Consider the following 14,465-nt stretch of genomic DNA (forward strand, 5'->3'; position numbering starts at 1 on the left):
GCGCCCGGCACGCCGCCCCGAGACACCGCCCTGGCCCATCGCGGAGTGCCCATGCCCTCAGGCCGATTTCTTCTCCCCCTGCTGCTGCTGGCCGGCTGCGGCAACACCTACTCAGCCGACACCTACGCCACGCGGGCCGTGCAGCAGGTGAACCCGGTGCAGCAGGGCGTGATCATCGGCGCGCGGGAGGTGGCGATCTCGGCCGACGGCGCGACGGGCGCCGCGGTGGGCGCCGCGGCGGGCGGGATCGTCGGCGGCGCGGCCGCGGGCAGCAACCTGACCTCGGCCCTGGCCGGGGTGGGGGGCGGCCTCATCGGCGGGTTGCTGGGCACCGCGACCGAACGCGCGGTGAACGACAACCGCGGCACCGAGTACATTGTGCGCCGGACGAACGGCGAGCTGGTCAACGTCACCCAGCGCGACGTGCCGCCGCTGCCGATCGGGCAGAAGGTGCTCGTGATCGCGGGCGCGCAGGCGCGGATCGTGCCGGACTACACGGTGCCCGACCCGGCCGCCCCCCGCCCGCCGGGGCAGGCGCCCTCGGTCGTGGAGGCCCCGGTCCGGGCCGACCCGCCGCCGGCCGGCCCTTCGGCGTCCCCTGGGGCGCACCCCGGCGAGGGGCCAGCCGCCCCGGCCTCGGTGCCGTCGCCGCGCAGCCCGCTGGTTCCGCCGGACGCGCCGCTGGCCCTGTGACGGGTGCTGGACGGGGGCACCTTGGCATTGTAGTCACGGCACGCGCGCCGCTTCGGCGCGGTCCGGCCTGTCCCGTTCGTCTAGAGGCCTAGGACGCGGCCCTTTCAAGGCTGCAACACGGGTTCGAATCCCGTACGGGACGCCACATCCCCCTCAAAGCTCTGATTTTGCTGGCTGCTAGCCAATTCCTGGGATCGGCTAGCCATTTCCCGTTCTCGGTTTCGCCTTTGCAAGAGCCGCGTGGGCCATGCGCTCCTGGTCGGCCGCGCGAGTGTATCGCTCCACTTCGGCGAGTGTCTTGTGGCCGGTCCAGGCGCCGATCTCGTGCGCCGTTGCGCCGTCCTCGGCCAGCAGTCGGGCGCGCGCCTTGCGGAGGCCGTGCGGGGAGTACCCCTTCGGGATACCGGCCTCGTCGCACCAATCGCGGAACGAGTTGTAGAAGCCGTTGCGCGAGTAGGCCGCGCCGGCCTCGGTCAGCAGGAAGACCATCTGCCCGTCTGGCAGGAGGGACAGGCAGGCCGCCAGGTCGGGCGTGACCGGCAGCGTCATGTCGGTGCCGGTCTTCTCCTGCCGGAAGCGCAGGAGGGTGCCTCCTGAACGGAGATGCTGACGGCCAAGGCCGATCACGTCACCCTTCCGCTGAGCGGTCTGGATTAGCAGCTCGAAGGCGAGGCGGGGCTTGCTGCCGACTGGCCAGTGAGCGCGGTAGCGGGCGATCTCCTCGTCCGGCCAGTCGGGGTGGCCCTTCTGCCGCTCGGCCAGCCGCTCCACTCCCTTGGCTGGATTGTCGGTCCGCCAGTTCTCCTTGACGGCATGGGCGAACAAGCCGCGCAGGAGGCGGAGGACATGGTTGGCGGCGGCCGGCGTGTCCTGCCGCTCCTGCACCAGCCGGCGGACATCCCGCTCCGTTGCGTCCCGCACAATTCGGTGGCCGTGCTCCTTCCGCAGCCGATCGAGGATGCGGCGCTGCACGGCTTGGGTGGATGGGGCCATCGCCTGGAACTTCGGCGACGCCAACCACAGCAGCGACAGGGCCTCCAGGCTGCCCGAGAGCGGTGCCCGGAGGGTGGGCGGCTGCGACGCGGCATGGGCCCGGTTGTAGTCCTCCAGGAACGCCGGGGAGCCGAGCGGCCCGCGGAGCTTCACCTGGGGCTGGCCGGGGCGGCGATAGTAGATGCGCTCCTTGCCGCGGTTGTCGCGGTAGGCGCGGACGTAGCGCACCCGGACCTGCATGGCGGTCACCACCCCTGGGCTGTCTCCGCCGGAGCCTGCCGCCGGTAGCTCCGGGGGTCCAGCCAATCCACCGCAGCGGCCCGGCCGGTCAGCACGTCCATGAACAGGTCGAGGTCTTCCCTCGCCCAAACCGGGCGACGGGGCGTCGGGTAGACCGGCTGGGGTGCCTTGCCGGCCTTCACCTCGGCCAGCCAGCCGGCCTCACCCATCCCCACGTAATAGGCAGCCCCTGCGGCCGTGAAGCCGCGCGGGGTGAAGGAGTGGCCGCCATCAGGCATTGCGCCCCTCCATCTTGGCGAGCCGCTGCTGGATCCAGGCGAGCAGCTCGCGGAGCTCGGCCGCCGGTGCGCCCTCGCGGAGGGTCGCCTTCACATGCGCCGAGGCGAACTGGACGTCAGGCATCGGCGCCCTCCCGCGTCAGGTGGCGCTGGGCACCGGCACCATCGCGCAGAGTCCGGATATGGAAGAACACCCGCGCGCAGGCCCGAACGTCGACCAGGGCGTCGTGGGCCCCGTCCAGCCGCTCTCCGAAGAAGTGCTGGATGCACTCCTCCAGCTTAGGCGACTTCGGCCGGTTCATGCCGACCGCCCGCATGCGCTCGGTCGGCGGCAGGTTCACGATGGGGCAGGCCTCCTCCATCGTGCAGACCCGCCGGCGAGCTCCATGCGCCTCCTCCAGGCTCCTCGGCTTCGGCAGGCGCGCCCAGGCGGTCTCCATCAGCGCCCAATCGAACCGGATGTTGTGGGCGACGATCAGGCTGGCTCGCTCGGCCAGACGGTCGAACATGGCGACGGCCGTGTTGCTGGCGACGCCGAACTGGTCCGCGATCGCGTCCGTGATGCCGTGGATGGCCGAGACCTCCGGCGGGATGAGGACGCCAGGATTGACCACAATGCTCAGGGAGGCCCGCTCGGTCCCGTCATCGTCCGTGAGAAGGCAGGCGAGCTGCACCAGGTGCGGCTGCTTCGGGTGGTTGAGTGGGAGGTGCCGGTCGGGCAGGCCGGTGGTTTCGGTGTCGTAAAACAGGATGGCCATCAGGCTTCCTCCAGCCGGTCGGCATAGGCCGCCTCTGCGACCGTCTGCAGCTGCTTCCGCTCCTCGAAGTGCCCGGAGGCGCGCGCCCTGGCCTCCATGGCGTCCAGCATCTCCAGGAAGCCATCCAGCGCCGCCTGCAGCTTGCCGATGTACCGCTCGTCGCGCGGCGTGCGCTCTAGGGCGGGCGGCATCCTCGGGTGGTAGGAGTACCGGTCCACCCCCTCCAGCTCGCCCACCAGCATCTGCATCATGACCTGCGGCCGGTATTTCAGATGCCAGCCGTCCACGAGGTAGCCGATGTGCGTCTGAGGGGCCGGACACTTGATCTCCACGCCCCAGGCCTTGCCCACCCACAGGCGGTCCGGCGAGGCGCCGATCCGCCCATCGTCGGTGGTGATGAAGCCGACCTGCCGCGTCTCGACCTCCTGGAGGAACTCGTAGGCTCGCACGGCGTCGGGCTCGAGCTCCTTGCCGCGCTCGACCCACTCCAGCCCCTCCAGGCTCTGCAGGGGCTCACCCAGCAGCTTCTCGGCCAGCAGCCGGTAGGCGTAGGCCGGCGCGGAGGCGGAGAGGTCCCCCGTCTTCGGCGTGATGATGCAGTGGACCTCGCTGGCGGTGACGACGCCGAGGCGCAGCTTGAGCCACTCGGCCGTGCCCTGTTGGACGGTGTGCTCGATCATGAAGCGCCACCCTTGCGTGCTGCGGCCGCCCGCTTCTGGTGCAGCAGGTTGAGCGCCACGGGGAAGACCGCTTGGTCCATGTCGTCGACCGTCGCCACGCCACCGAGGGTGTCGAGGAAGCGGCGCACGTCAGTCCCGGTCTCCTGCAGCAGGCCGACGATCTCGTCCTTCTGCTGGTCGGTGATCAAGCGCTGGCCGCCGGCCTTGCCATCGTCATCCGCCCTCTCGCGGACGATGTTGAAGATACCCTCCAGCGCGTACCGCTTGCCGTAGGAGAAGCCGGAGCCGATGGCCTGCAGCGCGTTCCGGCCTGGCCCGCCATCGGAGATGATGGGGAACTCGTAGGTTTCCGAGTGACCGGCAGCGTGCGACAGCTCCGCCACCACCATGAGTCCGCCCTCCCGCGGCTTCATGCTGAAGGACACGCTCAGCCCGTGCTCCCTCATCAGGGGCCGAAGGACGGCATCGACGTCCTCGAAGGTGGCGAAGGGAATGGAGCCGCGCTTCTGCCGCGTCGTCTTGTCCTCGCCCAGGTCGATCGTGCCGTTCCGCTTGACGCGAGGCGCCTGGGCCTGGACGGCATGCTTGGCCGCGGTGAACTGCATCTTCGCGTCCCGGTCCATGACGCGCTCCTGCATCTGCAGGAGCTTGTCCAGCTTGTCGGCGTCGATCTCCGGCCGCTCCAGCGCCGTGGCGATGAAGTTGAGCATGGACGGCTGCTCGGTCGTTGCCGGCAGCTGGTCCTTCGTGGTGGTCACCTCGCCCATGTCAGACACCCACCACGCCGAGAATGACCGCGGCGAAGAACACCACGCCGAGCAGGGTGGCGCTGCTGAGCAAGGCGAAGATGGCGGCCAGTGTTATCTCGCCCCAGGTCAGGTTGTTCGGCGGGATCATGGAATGCGGTCCCAGATGGCGTAGGCGCAGGCGAGCAGCCAAGCGCCCATCAAGATCTCCGCGACGTTGTTCTTGTACGGCGGCTTGATGGTTCCCCAAGCAAGCCAAGCAAGGGTGATGGACGTCGCCCACATCATGTGCGGCTCCTCCGTGCCAGAACGACGATGAAGACAGCCAGCGCCAAGCCAAACACGGCAGCGGCTGCGGGCTCGGGAACCGGGACGGGCACCTCCGGCGGAGGCTGAACCATGCCGGGCATTGGCGTGCCGTGGCCGATCGGGACGGGCACCTCCAGCCGGGGTCCGCTGAGAAGGGGCGTAAAGCCCACCGGCAACGGCGTCGGCGCGTCGTGCTCGACCCACTCACCGGTGTGCGCGTCGTGCACCCAAACCGCGCCGCCGTAGAACCCACCGAAGCTGCCCGGCGCGCCTGGGTAGTCACCGGGCAAGCCATACACCCAGCCGCCCTCCGGCATAGCGTACAGCCCGGGCGCGGGCGCCGCAGCGACAGGGCCAATGGGCGCACGGGGCAGGGAACCCCACAGGTCGTCGGGGGTCGCATACCCCTTGCCGGTCACCCGGCAGTCGTCGCGCGGGATGTTGCGGCTGACACCGTCGACGCAGCGCAGGCAGCCCCGCACCATGGTCCATGTGCACCCAGTCGTCACAGGGGCCATCCCGTCACGCGAGGCGCGACCCAGCAGAGGATGATGGCCAGGGTGGCGCAGGCAAGGCGCCCGACCTCGGCGCGGGGCTCGACTAGGTCGAAGGCGATGCTGAGGCAGGACATGGCCACAAAGCCCGTCCAGATGACGACGGCCATCACGTGCCTCCTTGGTTCTGCAGGTCGGTGAGGGTGTGGAGGACGGCGCGCATCACGGTCATCTGCCGGTCGGCAGCGGCCTGGCTGAGCATCCCGTTGGAGACGAAGCGGGGGTACGCCCGCTCGCGCTGTGCGATCTCGCGGCGGACCTCCTTCACCTGAGCGGCGAGGTCCGGCAGGGCCTCAGGGAAAAGGTCGCTCATGCGCCCTCTCCCACCAGCCGTTCGGCGCGACGCCGGCGGCGCCCACGGCCGAGCATGTCCAGGCCGCGGTCGCGCTCATCGCGCTCGGCCTGGACCGCCTCGAAGATCGTGCGCTCGCCGGCGGCCCAGTCGCGGAGCTGCTCGGGGGAGGGGAGCGCGGAGGGGAAGCGAGGGGCGGCGTTCAAGACGCCAGCTCCTGCAGCATGTCGACGGTGCCGCGGGCGAGCTCGGCATCGGCGTCGGCCAAGGCGGCGGCGCGCGGCTTGCCCTCGGAGCGGAGCTCGTGGGCGTGGGCGGCACTCAGCGCGGCCTGCTCGGCGGCCAGCGCAGCGAGCCAGACGGCCTGCTCGCGTGACGGCACCGGGCGGACGGGCGCCACGGGCTCCCAGGTGGGGAGAAGGGTGAGCATCAGCCCCGCCTCCCGCCGAGGGCGGCCGGATCCTTCACGCGGTCAGAGATGGGAAGGTACGGCGCACGAGGAGTGGAGGGCGGCGTGCCCAGCTTCGCCAGGGCAGCGTCTCGCGCGGCCTGAGCGCCTGCCATGCCTGACCGCTGCGGAGCGGCCCAGGCGGGCAGGGTGACGATCAGGGCTCCGTCCTCGATGACGTGCGGGGCGACCTCAGCGCGCTTGGCGTCGGAGCTCAGCGCCCAGCTGAAGGCGAGAGAGGCACCCGTGGCCTTCGCGCCCGTGCTGCGGGTCTTCACCTCGCCGCCTGCCGAGAGCCGCAGCTTACCCGTCTCCGGGTCGTGCTGGACGCGCAGCTTGCCGACCTGCGGCCAGCTCAGCTCGGCGAGTAGCGGGCCGCTGATGCCGACCACCATGCTGGAGGAGCCATTCTTGTGGACGCGGCGGCCCACCGTGATGCGAGGGCCAGCGCCGGTGATGCGGCCGCCACGAGCGTTCGGAAGGATGTCGATCCAGGCCATGGCTCAGGCGCCGAGTGCGAAAAAGGCGAAGACGAGCACCAGCACGCAGCCAGCGAACAGCAGGCCGCCCAGTACCGTCTCAAGCGGCGAGGGGAGGTCGTGAGTGTCGGGGCGATCCATTGTGGTTCCCTCGGCCGCGGCGGGATGCCTGCGGAATCCGCTCAGTATCGCTAAGCAAGATCGTGTTGCAAGTGAATTCTGCTAAGCGACGCTGAGCAGACCGGGCACGAAAAACCCCGCCGGCCGAAGCGGGCGGGGTTGGCCAGCGACGATGCTTACTCGGCGCTAACTTGCCGTTTTGCGAGCCTCCGCCGACGCCCGCGACGATCGTTCGTGAAGCACCACCGCCAACCAGCCCAGAGCGGCAGCTGCAAGAGGCGTGACCAGCGCCAGGATGAACAAGGAACTCATTCTGCCACTCCCCTCAAAACCCGCCGCGCTAGAAGGTGAAAGATACCACACGCCGTCAGCCAGGCCGTAAGCAGAAGCACCAGCTCGGCTGTCTCGACCCGGTCATACACGCTGGCGATCCTATATAGGTACCCCGCTAGAGGAGTTGCGACACCCACTGTGAAACAGGCCGTGCTTGCACGATCCAACGCATTGGCCAGCAACTTCGTTTGCTCGAGCCTGACTGACCTTGGCGGGGGATCGACAGCTTCGACCAACGCCTGTCCTGGGTTTGGCCTTAGGAAGAGGATCGTCATGACAGCAACAACCGCCAACCCCATCAGGTAGGTAGCTGCCGCTATGGCGATGCTGATTATGCTAGACCCCCATATTAGGGTATTGACCCCAAGGAACATAGTAAAGGTGACAGCATGTGCCTTGGCCTGACTTTGATAGAACTTCCTATCTAGAGAGCCTCCACTTCGGTGGACAAGGTAGGCCGCTCCGTAGCTTACAATAACGAGCACAATCAGAACGACGCATGTGATGGCTAGATCGACATTACCCATTCAGGGGTGCTCGCAAGTCACGCCCGCGTCTCAAAATATAGGAATGCAACCCTTGATGTTCCCGTTCTGTTTCTGTCAGGCTTACCCCGGCCAGGAATGATTCGCGGAGGTCTAATCAATGAGCGAGGTCGGTTCAGGGACACAGCTAATTGCGTTCCCGCGCCGGCTTCGGACCATCATCGTGACCGTCGACGGCGGTGCCTGCCCCTTTCAGCATCCGCAGAAACAAGTCTCTCTCAGGAGGTCGGAGCCGCCGCCAGTGCGTCACCAGGGTCATCTCCTCGGGGTCTTGCACAATGTGCCCGTGGTAGGCGGCGCCCGGTGCGAAGAAGCTGGCGGCGGAGAGTCCGAACAGGTTGCAGAGGTCTATGAGATTGGCCGGGGAAGGCTTCGTGGAGCCTAGTTCCCACTGGGCGATGGCACCCGCGCTGAGCCCAAGAGCCTTGGCTAGGGCTCGCTGAGTCCAGCCCTTCTTGGTCCGCTCGCTGCGGATCAGATCGCTTAGCTCCATACCGCGAACGTGCCAGGACTGACGCTCACTCACACTGAGCAAAGTTCTTGCGCTGTCCTGCTCAGGGACGCTAAGCATAGATCATGACTGGAATGGCCCTTCTTCGATCACGCCGTGGTGCCATGGCTCGGGTGGCGGCTGCCCTCGGCTTGTCTCGTGCTGCGGTGTGCATGTGGAAGGAGGTGCCAGCCCGGCACCTTCCTGCGGTTGTTGAGACTACCGGGATCGCCGCCGCCGCTTTGCGGCCTGACCTCGCGGAGATGTTCAAGCCGGCGCCTGTTTGTGGCGCACCAGAGGTCACGGTCCCCTCGACCGAGGTGGCCGCCTGATGCGCGCGCTGCTGGATCAGAAGGGGCGGCCGACCCGCACTCTGGGGTCGAAACTTCATTCCTCGACGACGGGGCCGGTGGCTCAAAGCGCTTTCAGCAGACCTTCGACACGAACTCGAGCGTGGTCGATGGCTGGGCGATCGATCGGTTGCGCGCTGCCGCGTGTCCGCTCCAGGACAATTAGAAGACCATCCAGCAGGTCCTTCTGCTCCTCGACGGTTAGAACGCCCTTCTTCGTGAGAGACGTGATTAGCCCGCTGAGTAGCACGCTCGCGAGCAACGACTCTCCGAGCGCAACGTCGAGACGCTGCCGCAGCTCGTCGTTGTCCATTCAGCTTCTCCATGCTGGTCTCGGCAATAGCATGGTGAAGGACGGCAGTCGGTGCGGCAACGCGCCGGCCGCCGAGCCGGGGGGCTGACGTGCGCCCCGCCCCCACCCCCYCCTTCTTCCATGGCCTGCAGCTCACCCTCCTGCTCAGTGCGGTGCTTTGGATCATCGTCGGCCTCATCGCCTGGGCGGTGCTGCGGTGAGCCGGGGCAGGGGTCGGCCCCGGACCTTCGACCATGAGGCGGCCTTCGCCCTCTACCGCGCTGACGTGGCTGGGGCAGAGATCGCGCGGCGCGTCGGCGCCTCCCATGCCGCGGTCCGCCTCGCCATCAGCAAGGCTCGCAAGCAGGGCGTCGATCTTGGGCCACGTCGGCCGCGCACCTGGCGCCCTGACACGCCCCGCGGCGTCTATGCGGTGTGCGGTCCGCTTTATCTGAAGTACCGGCGCGCCGGTCTCTCGCGCGCCCAGGCCGTCGAGGCTGTCCAGGCAGCGAAGGGCGAGGGGCTGCAACCCCCCGCCCACACTACGCTGCATCCGTTCAGTGATCGTCACGTCCATGCCCACACCATGGATGGAGACCATTGATGGCCGCCACTGCCGCGCAGGCGGAGTCCTCCCACTACTTGGCGGAGGCCGCCCGCATCGTGCGGGCCTTTGTCAGCGTCCACGGCACCAAGCGTGGCCTGTTCCACGCGGCCGAGGTCATCGGCGCCAAGCCCTCCCGTGCTCGCGAGATGCTCTACGAGCGGGCGCGCCGCATCGAAGCCTACGAGATGGATCGCCTCCGGGAGGCCGAACTGGAAGTCATCCGCCAGCGTCTGGCGGTTCTCGACAACGAAGCAGCGGAAATCCGCGCCCGACTGGAGACGCATCGATGACAGGGAAGACCCCGTCGGAACTTCGCGCCGAGGTGCGCACCCTGCTGGCGTGGGCCGATGAGGTTCGCGCGGTGGCCAAGGAGAAGACGCGCCAGGCCGAGCTGATCCAGTGGTTCGCCCGGCTGCTGACCGAGCAGGCCGAGAAGGCCGAGCAGGAGAAGCTTCGGTGAGCTCTCCGTTCCCGTTCTCCTGCTTCGAGGATCTCGAGCTGGCCCAGCAGCTGCTCGCCAGCGGCAAGAGCGGCCGCGACATCGCCGCCGCCACCGACGCGCCGCTTGCCCAGGTGGCGGAGTGGGTCGTGCGGCAACGCGAGACGGCGTCGTGAGCGGCCTCAAGATGCTGGGCGCCCCCTCGCGCCCGGCTGCGCCAGGAGCCACCCCCTCGGGTACCCCCGCCCAGGCTCCTGGCGCCCCCTTCACCGTCGTGCATCGCAGCGAGACCCGGGCCGTCTTCCTTCGCCCGCTCGCCTGTGAGGTCTGCGGCGACGAGTTCTTCCCGCGCGAGCCCGGGCTGCGCTGCGACTGGTGCCTGCTCGCATGAGCGCCTCAACCCGCCAAAGGAGATCAGCCATGGGCCGTCGGGGTTCCAATGGTATTCGCACGAGCGTGTCCATCGCCGGGGGCGAGGAGATCGACGTCACCGACGCGATGAACCGGGTGGGCGCTAACGCCGACCTACGCCAGTTCCTCGATCGCGCCATCGTCCTGGAGGATCAGCGGCGGGATGCGGCCAAGGGCGTGAAGGACGTGCTCGACGAGGCGCAGGGCGCTGGCTTCGACCGCAAGGCTCTGACGCTCCTCCTGAAGCGCCACTTCGAGGACGATACCCAGCGGGCCGCCCGCAAGGCGACCGAGACGGCACTGGAGCTGATGGAGCGAGCCCTCGGCGACTTCATCACATCCCCTCTGGGCGAGGCCGCGCGCGCCTCGATGCACGCCTGACCATGGATGGCTCTGCGGACATCACCCTGGTGCTGCCGGAGCCGCCGAGCGCGAACCGGCTGTTCCGTGAGATTTCGATTGCCGGCAAGCCCCGGCGGGTCCGCACGTCGGAGTATAACCGCTGGCGAGAGGCAGCCACCGCGGCGGTTGCGCAGCAATCGGCGGCCGACCGCATCGAGGGGACCTATCGCCTACGGCTGACCGTGCCTAAGCAGCGCCAGCGTGACCTCTCCAACAACATCAAGGCGACCGAGGACCTCCTCCAGCTCGCCGGCGTCGTGAAGAACGACCTGGCGTGCGAGCTGATCACCGTGCGCCGCGACCTTTCCCGCGAGCCGGGGCACCTTCTCGTGGAGCTCTGGGCGTCGTGATTCCGCTGCGCGCCGCCAACGACAATCCGGGATGGCCGGCGAGGTGTCCGCGGTGAGCAACCGGCCGCCTGATTTCGAGGCTCTCGCCTCGTCCTACGGCTTCCTCGTTGCCGTTGGGGCGATCGAGCGCGAGGACGGGTGGCGAGGTCTTCGGCGCCTGTGCGTGGCGCGCGGTTACCCGGAGGCCGAGGAGGTCGCTAACACGCAGCTGCGGCTGGACTGCGCCTGGGCCGTCAATGATGCGGCCCTACGGTGGGAGCTGGCGCGGAGCAAGGCGGAGCGCGCCATCCGGAAGGCGGTGGGCGGCCTCATCATGGAGTGGGCCGAGCCCGACGTCATCGTGCGGCGCGCCGATGAAGAGAACCTTGCGCACGGGGCCGATACGCGCCGCGGCCGCACGCCCCCGCTGCTGGGCCATGAGGTGCGCGCGATCATCAACGAGGAGGTGGCCTGGTGGCTGCGCCGCCAGCCCGCGAGGCGCCGCCGCAATGCCCGATGACTTCCTGAGCAGCTACGCGGGGATGCGGGCGAAGATGACTGGCCAGCCAGCGCCTGGCATCCGGGTCGAGCCCGACCCCTTGCCCTTCAGGGTGCGCCCAGCGAGCCTGCGCGATCCCGCCTCTATCCCGCCTCGGCAGTGGATATACGGGAAGATCCTGGCGAAGGGCGTCATCACAGTGACCGTCGCGCCCGGCGGCGTCGGTAAGACCTCATGGGCTTTCGGGGTCGGATGCTCCATTGCGCGCGGGCGCGGCACGATCGGCGACTGGGTCCACGTTCGGTCCCCGGTGATCTACTGCAACCTCGAGGATCCCGAAGACGAGTTCGACCGGCGCATCGCCGCCTTCTGTCTCCACCACGGCGTGAACATTGATCGGGAACTGCGCGGCTGGGTGCACGCTGCCCATGGCCGGGAGCGGCGGCTGGTTCTGGCCTCTCTCGACGTTGACGGGGTCACGATTGTCTATCCGGACAAGCAGGCTGTGATCGAGGAGGTCCGCCGGACTGGCGCTGGCCTCATCGTGGTCGACCCCTTCGTCAACAGCCACGAGCTGGAAGAGAACAGCAACCCTCACATCAACGCTGCGGCCCGGGCCTGGGCCGAGATCGCTAACGAGGCGGGGTGCGCCGTTCTCCTGATTCATCACACCCGCAAGGGCGCCGTGGCCGGGGACATCGAGAGCGCCCGTGGCGCAGTCGCTCTGACCAGCGCCGCCCGAGCTGCCTTTACGCTGACGGCTATGACGCCGGATGAGGCCTCCGGCTTCGGCATCCCGGAGGGCCAGCGTCGGCGGTACGTCCGACTGGACGAGGGGCGCGCCAGCATCGCTCCACCGTCTGAGAAAGCCCGCTGGTTCGAGCTCGCCAACGTCAACCTAGGGAACGGCACTCCGGAATACCCCGAGGGTGACGACGTCCAGGCGCTGGCGGCATGGGAGCCTCCCGCCCTCCTGAAGGACCTCTCACCCCAGGACTGCAATGCTGTGCTGGACCTGATCGCGGAGGGGCCTGGCCGGGGCCAGCAGTTCACGGCCAGCAAGGCCGGTGGTGCGGTTGATGCGGGGCGGTGGGCTGGCTGCGTTCTCATGCGCCAGCACGGGATGACCGAGGAGCAGGCCACCAAGGTCATCAAGGCTTGGACGTCCAACCGGCTGCTCGAGACCGACACCTACAAGGATCCGATCCAGCGCAAGAGCCTGTCCTGTGTGGTCGTGAATGACGCGAAGAGGCCGACATTATGAAGTCGGAACGGCGCGCCGAACGGCGCACGAACGGCGCACTTGAGGCCACCGAGGGGCGGCTTGCGCCGTTGCGCCGTTCCTCCGGCCCTTTAGGGCCGGGGGGAACGGCGAAACTCAACGGCGCAGCCTGCCGCCCCGAGGGGAGAACGGCGCGGAGATCGGCGCACGAACGGCGCATTTTGAGGGTGGAATGATGGACCTCTCCCGCATCGCTCGCATCGCCGAGCTGCTCGAGCAGGGTGCCATCGTACAGCCCTTCGGAACCGGCGGCCGCGTTGCTCTCATCATCGATGGGCGCATTGAGGCCACCACCGAGAAGGCGACTGTGACCGAGGCCCGCAAAATGAGGCAGGGCGACCTGGAGCAGGGCGCATGACAGGCTGGGTCATCCATGTCACCCGGCCCTCGAAGGACGGGCCCGTCGCGAGCACCACCTCCCTCATCACCTCCCAGGAGGAGCTGGAGGCCAGCCTGAAGGCTTTCCGAGACTGGCCGGTCATGGGGCTGCTGCGGGTGGCTGGCGTGTCGCGTGTGACGCTGCGTAGGAGCGCTTGATGGCCCGCATCCGCTCTGGCCCCTTCCCCCCGACCCGCGCACAGCTTCTTGACGCGGCTCGGCGCGAGGCGCTAAAGCTCGCCGTCGACAGCCACTCGGGTGCAGATATGCACCTCGAGTGCGGTAGCCATAGTGGCCCCCGCTGGTTCTGCCTTCAGAGCCACCTCGGTGCGGAGCGCCTAGCCGCCCGCGAAGCCCGCGAGCAGAACTTCACCATCTTCGTCCCCTCAGGGATCTTCTACCGCGGACGTCGCTTCGTGGCCGCGCCTCTGGTGCCGCGCTACCTCTTCGCCGCCTTCGACCCCGAGACCGCCCCTTGGCGGCGCCTGATGCACACCAGGGGCGTGCACCGCCTCTTCCTGAACGGTGATCGGCCGGCACCAGCTCGGCGGGGTACGGTCGAGAAGATCCTGGACCATGTCGAGGCGGCCCTCGCACCAACGACCGGGCCGGTCGCTGAGTACTCGTCGGGCGATAAGGTTCAGATCCAGCGCGGCCCCTACGCCGGCTTCACGCCCTACGTGCAGTGGGCTGACGCTGCGAAGGTAGGCCTCCGCTTGCGGATGTTCGGTCGCGAGGTGGATGTCGAGATGCTGAGCGAAGACGTGCGCCTGGTGGCGCCATGATCCAGGTCTCAGCCATCGCCGACGTTGCCTCGGCACGCCGCATGCTCGGTGATGCCGTCAAGCAGCTGCCTTTCGTGACCGCGCTGGCCCTGACCACCGTGGTCAAGAGGGCGCAGCTTGCGGAGCAGGCGGCGCTGCCTTCCGTCTTCGACAAGCCCACGCCGTTCACCGCCCGTGGCATTGCGGTCCAACCAGCCACCAAGGCCGAGCCAACCGCAGCCGTCTTCGTTCGTCCCATCCAGGCCGGCTACCTCGCCATCGAGGAGACCGGTGGTGTCCGCAAGCCGGCCAAGCGCGCCATCGTCATGCCCGTCGGCGCCGCGAAGAACGTCTACGGCAATCTGCCGCGCAACGCGCTGTCGCGCATGAAGGGCCGCAAGGACGTCTTAGTTGGGCAGATCGGCGGGGTAGGGGGCATCTGGCAACGTCCAGCCAGACCGAAAGGCCGGCAGGGCGCTAGGGTGGCTCCCAAGCTGCTCATCGGCTTTGAGGATCAGACCAAGTACGAGCCGCGCTTCGGCTTCCGCGCCCGGGCGGTGCAGGTCATCAAAGCCAATCTGGCGCCAGCCTTCCGCGAGGCGGTTACCAAAGCGCTCGCGACCGCCCGAAGGTAGCTCGCCGCAATGCAGCGAAGGTACGTGTTGCCGATATGCAGCATTGTGCAGTGCAGCGAACGTTCATGGGTCCTTCCTGCCAAACCGAGCTTCCGCGGGTATTTCGCGCCGCGGCTGTC

The 14,465-nt window shown here is 68.3% G+C and carries 30 protein-coding genes and 1 tRNA gene; 14 read left to right on the forward strand and 17 right to left on the reverse strand.

Annotated features, from left to right (window positions below):
* The first annotated feature begins 51 nt into the window (after positions 1 to 51).
* Both EAH89_RS31330 and EAH89_RS17190 read left to right on the forward strand, forming a co-directional pair.
* Positions 52 to 693, forward strand: coding sequence for a hypothetical protein (locus tag EAH89_RS31330; RefSeq protein ID WP_161993641.1), 642 nt, complete (start codon positions 52 to 54; stop codon positions 691 to 693).
* Between the two features lie 69 nt (positions 694 to 762).
* A tRNA-Glu gene (locus EAH89_RS17190) sits at positions 763 to 838 on the forward strand.
* Between the two features lie 53 nt (positions 839 to 891).
* On the opposite strand, the gene EAH89_RS17195 is transcribed toward EAH89_RS17190, so the two are convergent.
* The 17 genes from EAH89_RS17195 to EAH89_RS17260 form a co-directional block, all read right to left on the reverse strand.
* Positions 892 to 1,926, reverse strand: coding sequence for a tyrosine-type recombinase/integrase (locus EAH89_RS17195; protein WP_241667071.1), 1,035 nt, complete (start codon positions 1,924 to 1,926; stop codon positions 892 to 894).
* A gap of 5 nt (positions 1,927 to 1,931) precedes the next feature.
* Entirely contained in the window at positions 1,932 to 2,204 is a 273-nt protein-coding gene (locus EAH89_RS17200) for a hypothetical protein (RefSeq protein ID WP_140884942.1), read from the reverse strand.
* On the reverse strand, positions 2,197 to 2,328 hold the full coding sequence (locus tag EAH89_RS33120) for a hypothetical protein (RefSeq protein ID WP_277753851.1): 132 nt from the start codon (positions 2,326 to 2,328) through the stop codon (positions 2,197 to 2,199). Before EAH89_RS33120 ends, EAH89_RS17200 begins: the two co-directional genes overlap by 8 nt.
* A complete protein-coding gene (locus tag EAH89_RS17205; RefSeq protein ID WP_140884943.1) occupies positions 2,321 to 2,962 on the reverse strand; it encodes a 3'-5' exonuclease in 642 nt (213 codons plus the stop codon). The genes EAH89_RS33120 and EAH89_RS17205 overlap by 8 nt, the downstream gene beginning before the upstream one ends.
* Positions 2,962 to 3,642 (reverse strand): lambda exonuclease family protein, encoded by a 681-nt coding sequence (locus EAH89_RS17210; protein ID WP_140884944.1) that lies wholly within the window; start codon positions 3,640 to 3,642, stop codon positions 2,962 to 2,964. The genes EAH89_RS17205 and EAH89_RS17210 overlap by 1 nt, the downstream gene beginning before the upstream one ends.
* Complete coding sequence (locus EAH89_RS17215; RefSeq protein ID WP_140884945.1) at positions 3,639 to 4,409, reverse strand: ERF family protein; 771 nt, start codon at positions 4,407 to 4,409, stop codon at positions 3,639 to 3,641. Before EAH89_RS17215 ends, EAH89_RS17210 begins: the two co-directional genes overlap by 4 nt.
* Before the next feature lies 1 nt (position 4,410).
* The gene (locus tag EAH89_RS33125; protein ID WP_277753852.1) at positions 4,411 to 4,539 is read right to left on the reverse strand and encodes a hypothetical protein; all 129 of its coding nucleotides are present in this window, start codon (positions 4,537 to 4,539) and stop codon (positions 4,411 to 4,413) included.
* On the reverse strand, positions 4,536 to 4,676 hold the full coding sequence (locus tag EAH89_RS31335) for a hypothetical protein (protein ID WP_161993642.1): 141 nt from the start codon (positions 4,674 to 4,676) through the stop codon (positions 4,536 to 4,538). The genes EAH89_RS33125 and EAH89_RS31335 overlap by 4 nt, the downstream gene beginning before the upstream one ends.
* Positions 4,673 to 5,182 carry a hypothetical protein gene (locus EAH89_RS17220; RefSeq protein ID WP_140884946.1) on the reverse strand — a complete coding sequence of 170 codons (510 nt, stop codon included), beginning with the start codon at positions 5,180 to 5,182 and terminating at the stop codon, positions 4,673 to 4,675. Before EAH89_RS17220 ends, EAH89_RS31335 begins: the two co-directional genes overlap by 4 nt.
* Positions 5,183 to 5,202: 20 nt before the next feature.
* Positions 5,203 to 5,361, reverse strand: a complete 159-nt coding sequence (locus tag EAH89_RS31340; protein WP_161993643.1) for a hypothetical protein — start codon at positions 5,359 to 5,361, stop codon at positions 5,203 to 5,205.
* Positions 5,361 to 5,564: a hypothetical protein gene (locus EAH89_RS17225; RefSeq protein ID WP_140884947.1), complete on the reverse strand. Its 204-nt coding sequence runs from the start codon at positions 5,562 to 5,564 to the stop codon at positions 5,361 to 5,363. Before EAH89_RS17225 ends, EAH89_RS31340 begins: the two co-directional genes overlap by 1 nt.
* Positions 5,561 to 5,749 (reverse strand): hypothetical protein, encoded by a 189-nt coding sequence (locus tag EAH89_RS17230; RefSeq protein ID WP_140884948.1) that lies wholly within the window; start codon positions 5,747 to 5,749, stop codon positions 5,561 to 5,563. Before EAH89_RS17230 ends, EAH89_RS17225 begins: the two co-directional genes overlap by 4 nt.
* A complete protein-coding gene (locus EAH89_RS17235) occupies positions 5,746 to 5,973 on the reverse strand; it encodes a hypothetical protein (RefSeq protein ID WP_140884949.1) in 228 nt (75 codons plus the stop codon). Before EAH89_RS17235 ends, EAH89_RS17230 begins: the two co-directional genes overlap by 4 nt.
* Complete coding sequence (locus tag EAH89_RS17240) at positions 5,973 to 6,491, reverse strand: hypothetical protein (RefSeq protein WP_140884950.1); 519 nt, start codon at positions 6,489 to 6,491, stop codon at positions 5,973 to 5,975. The genes EAH89_RS17235 and EAH89_RS17240 overlap by 1 nt, the downstream gene beginning before the upstream one ends.
* Before the next feature lie 407 nt (positions 6,492 to 6,898).
* Positions 6,899 to 7,450, reverse strand: a complete 552-nt coding sequence (locus EAH89_RS32205; RefSeq protein ID WP_206667588.1) for a hypothetical protein — start codon at positions 7,448 to 7,450, stop codon at positions 6,899 to 6,901.
* A 145-nt stretch (positions 7,451 to 7,595) separates the two neighbouring features.
* The gene (locus EAH89_RS17250; RefSeq protein ID WP_161993644.1) at positions 7,596 to 7,994 is read right to left on the reverse strand and encodes a helix-turn-helix domain-containing protein; all 399 of its coding nucleotides are present in this window, start codon (positions 7,992 to 7,994) and stop codon (positions 7,596 to 7,598) included.
* Positions 7,995 to 8,372: 378 nt separating this feature from the next.
* Complete coding sequence (locus EAH89_RS17260) at positions 8,373 to 8,621, reverse strand: hypothetical protein (protein WP_140884953.1); 249 nt, start codon at positions 8,619 to 8,621, stop codon at positions 8,373 to 8,375.
* Between the two features lie 582 nt (positions 8,622 to 9,203).
* Between EAH89_RS17260 and EAH89_RS17265 the strand changes: the two genes are divergently transcribed.
* The 12 genes from EAH89_RS17265 to EAH89_RS17305 all read left to right on the forward strand — a co-directional run bounded on the left by EAH89_RS17265 (position 9,204) and on the right by EAH89_RS17305 (position 14,346).
* Positions 9,204 to 9,497: a hypothetical protein gene (locus EAH89_RS17265; RefSeq protein WP_140884954.1), complete on the forward strand. Its 294-nt coding sequence runs from the start codon at positions 9,204 to 9,206 to the stop codon at positions 9,495 to 9,497.
* Positions 9,494 to 9,667 carry a hypothetical protein gene (locus EAH89_RS31345; RefSeq protein ID WP_161993645.1) on the forward strand — a complete coding sequence of 58 codons (174 nt, stop codon included), beginning with the start codon at positions 9,494 to 9,496 and terminating at the stop codon, positions 9,665 to 9,667. Before EAH89_RS17265 ends, EAH89_RS31345 begins: the two co-directional genes overlap by 4 nt.
* Entirely contained in the window at positions 9,664 to 9,822 is a 159-nt protein-coding gene (locus EAH89_RS31350; RefSeq protein WP_161993646.1) for a hypothetical protein, read from the forward strand. Before EAH89_RS31345 ends, EAH89_RS31350 begins: the two co-directional genes overlap by 4 nt.
* On the forward strand, positions 9,819 to 10,037 hold the full coding sequence (locus EAH89_RS17270; RefSeq protein ID WP_140884955.1) for a hypothetical protein: 219 nt from the start codon (positions 9,819 to 9,821) through the stop codon (positions 10,035 to 10,037). Before EAH89_RS31350 ends, EAH89_RS17270 begins: the two co-directional genes overlap by 4 nt.
* Positions 10,038 to 10,066: 29 nt before the next feature.
* The gene (locus EAH89_RS17275) at positions 10,067 to 10,438 is read left to right on the forward strand and encodes a GapR family DNA-binding domain-containing protein (protein WP_161993647.1); all 372 of its coding nucleotides are present in this window, start codon (positions 10,067 to 10,069) and stop codon (positions 10,436 to 10,438) included.
* Between the two features lie 2 nt (positions 10,439 to 10,440).
* Positions 10,441 to 10,809, forward strand: coding sequence for a RusA family crossover junction endodeoxyribonuclease (locus EAH89_RS17280; protein ID WP_140884957.1), 369 nt, complete (start codon positions 10,441 to 10,443; stop codon positions 10,807 to 10,809).
* 31 nt (positions 10,810 to 10,840) lie between these two features.
* Positions 10,841 to 11,308 carry a hypothetical protein gene (locus EAH89_RS31355; RefSeq protein WP_161993648.1) on the forward strand — a complete coding sequence of 156 codons (468 nt, stop codon included), beginning with the start codon at positions 10,841 to 10,843 and terminating at the stop codon, positions 11,306 to 11,308.
* Positions 11,298 to 12,551: a helicase RepA family protein gene (locus EAH89_RS17285; protein ID WP_161993649.1), complete on the forward strand. Its 1,254-nt coding sequence runs from the start codon at positions 11,298 to 11,300 to the stop codon at positions 12,549 to 12,551. The genes EAH89_RS31355 and EAH89_RS17285 overlap by 11 nt, the downstream gene beginning before the upstream one ends.
* A 193-nt stretch (positions 12,552 to 12,744) precedes the next feature.
* Positions 12,745 to 12,927 (forward strand): hypothetical protein, encoded by a 183-nt coding sequence (locus EAH89_RS17290; protein ID WP_161993650.1) that lies wholly within the window; start codon positions 12,745 to 12,747, stop codon positions 12,925 to 12,927.
* The gene (locus tag EAH89_RS17295; RefSeq protein WP_140884960.1) at positions 12,924 to 13,106 is read left to right on the forward strand and encodes a hypothetical protein; all 183 of its coding nucleotides are present in this window, start codon (positions 12,924 to 12,926) and stop codon (positions 13,104 to 13,106) included. Before EAH89_RS17290 ends, EAH89_RS17295 begins: the two co-directional genes overlap by 4 nt.
* Positions 13,106 to 13,732, forward strand: a complete 627-nt coding sequence (gene nusG, locus EAH89_RS17300; protein ID WP_140884961.1) for a transcription termination/antitermination protein NusG — start codon at positions 13,106 to 13,108, stop codon at positions 13,730 to 13,732. The genes EAH89_RS17295 and nusG overlap by 1 nt, the downstream gene beginning before the upstream one ends.
* Positions 13,729 to 14,346, forward strand: a complete 618-nt coding sequence (locus EAH89_RS17305) for a hypothetical protein (RefSeq protein WP_206667589.1) — start codon at positions 13,729 to 13,731, stop codon at positions 14,344 to 14,346. Before nusG ends, EAH89_RS17305 begins: the two co-directional genes overlap by 4 nt.
* Positions 14,347 to 14,465 lie beyond the last annotated feature (119 nt).

The organism is Muricoccus nepalensis, from assembly GCF_006438825.1.
Classification (GTDB): Bacteria; Pseudomonadota; Alphaproteobacteria; order Acetobacterales; family Acetobacteraceae; genus Roseomonas; species Roseomonas nepalensis.

Bases quoted from the DNA above. Each gene is read 5' to 3' on its own strand.
- EAH89_RS31330 (WP_161993641.1), top strand. From the start codon at position 52: ATGCCCTCAGGCCGATTTCTTCTCCCCCTGCTGCTGCTGGCCGGCTGC.
- EAH89_RS17195 (WP_241667071.1), bottom strand. From the start codon at position 1,926: ATGCAGGTCCGGGTGCGCTACGTCCGCGCCTACCGCGACAACCGCGGC.
- EAH89_RS17200 (WP_140884942.1), bottom strand. From the start codon at position 2,204: ATGCCTGATGGCGGCCACTCCTTCACCCCGCGCGGCTTCACGGCCGCA.
- EAH89_RS33120 (WP_277753851.1), bottom strand. From the start codon at position 2,328: ATGCCTGACGTCCAGTTCGCCTCGGCGCATGTGAAGGCGACCCTCCGC.
- EAH89_RS17205 (WP_140884943.1), bottom strand. From the start codon at position 2,962: ATGGCCATCCTGTTTTACGACACCGAAACCACCGGCCTGCCCGACCGG.
- EAH89_RS17210 (WP_140884944.1), bottom strand. From the start codon at position 3,642: ATGATCGAGCACACCGTCCAACAGGGCACGGCCGAGTGGCTCAAGCTG.
- EAH89_RS17215 (WP_140884945.1), bottom strand. From the start codon at position 4,409: ATGGGCGAGGTGACCACCACGAAGGACCAGCTGCCGGCAACGACCGAG.
- EAH89_RS33125 (WP_277753852.1), bottom strand. From the start codon at position 4,539: ATGATCCCGCCGAACAACCTGACCTGGGGCGAGATAACACTGGCCGCC.
- EAH89_RS31335 (WP_161993642.1), bottom strand. From the start codon at position 4,676: ATGATGTGGGCGACGTCCATCACCCTTGCTTGGCTTGCTTGGGGAACC.
- EAH89_RS17220 (WP_140884946.1), bottom strand. From the start codon at position 5,182: ATGGTGCGGGGCTGCCTGCGCTGCGTCGACGGTGTCAGCCGCAACATC.
- EAH89_RS31340 (WP_161993643.1), bottom strand. From the start codon at position 5,361: ATGGCCGTCGTCATCTGGACGGGCTTTGTGGCCATGTCCTGCCTCAGC.
- EAH89_RS17225 (WP_140884947.1), bottom strand. From the start codon at position 5,564: ATGAGCGACCTTTTCCCTGAGGCCCTGCCGGACCTCGCCGCTCAGGTG.
- EAH89_RS17235 (WP_140884949.1), bottom strand. From the start codon at position 5,973: ATGCTCACCCTTCTCCCCACCTGGGAGCCCGTGGCGCCCGTCCGCCCG.
- EAH89_RS17240 (WP_140884950.1), bottom strand. From the start codon at position 6,491: ATGGCCTGGATCGACATCCTTCCGAACGCTCGTGGCGGCCGCATCACC.
- EAH89_RS32205 (WP_206667588.1), bottom strand. From the start codon at position 7,450: ATGGGTAATGTCGATCTAGCCATCACATGCGTCGTTCTGATTGTGCTC.
- EAH89_RS17260 (WP_140884953.1), bottom strand. From the start codon at position 8,621: ATGGACAACGACGAGCTGCGGCAGCGTCTCGACGTTGCGCTCGGAGAG.
- EAH89_RS17265 (WP_140884954.1), top strand. From the start codon at position 9,204: ATGGCCGCCACTGCCGCGCAGGCGGAGTCCTCCCACTACTTGGCGGAG.
- EAH89_RS31345 (WP_161993645.1), top strand. From the start codon at position 9,494: ATGACAGGGAAGACCCCGTCGGAACTTCGCGCCGAGGTGCGCACCCTG.
- EAH89_RS17275 (WP_161993647.1), top strand. From the start codon at position 10,067: ATGGGCCGTCGGGGTTCCAATGGTATTCGCACGAGCGTGTCCATCGCC.
- EAH89_RS17280 (WP_140884957.1), top strand. From the start codon at position 10,441: ATGGATGGCTCTGCGGACATCACCCTGGTGCTGCCGGAGCCGCCGAGC.
- EAH89_RS31355 (WP_161993648.1), top strand. From the start codon at position 10,841: ATGGCCGGCGAGGTGTCCGCGGTGAGCAACCGGCCGCCTGATTTCGAG.
- EAH89_RS17285 (WP_161993649.1), top strand. From the start codon at position 11,298: ATGCCCGATGACTTCCTGAGCAGCTACGCGGGGATGCGGGCGAAGATG.
- EAH89_RS17290 (WP_161993650.1), top strand. From the start codon at position 12,745: ATGGACCTCTCCCGCATCGCTCGCATCGCCGAGCTGCTCGAGCAGGGT.
- EAH89_RS17295 (WP_140884960.1), top strand. From the start codon at position 12,924: ATGACAGGCTGGGTCATCCATGTCACCCGGCCCTCGAAGGACGGGCCC.
- nusG (WP_140884961.1), top strand. From the start codon at position 13,106: ATGGCCCGCATCCGCTCTGGCCCCTTCCCCCCGACCCGCGCACAGCTT.
- EAH89_RS17305 (WP_206667589.1), top strand. From the start codon at position 13,729: ATGATCCAGGTCTCAGCCATCGCCGACGTTGCCTCGGCACGCCGCATG.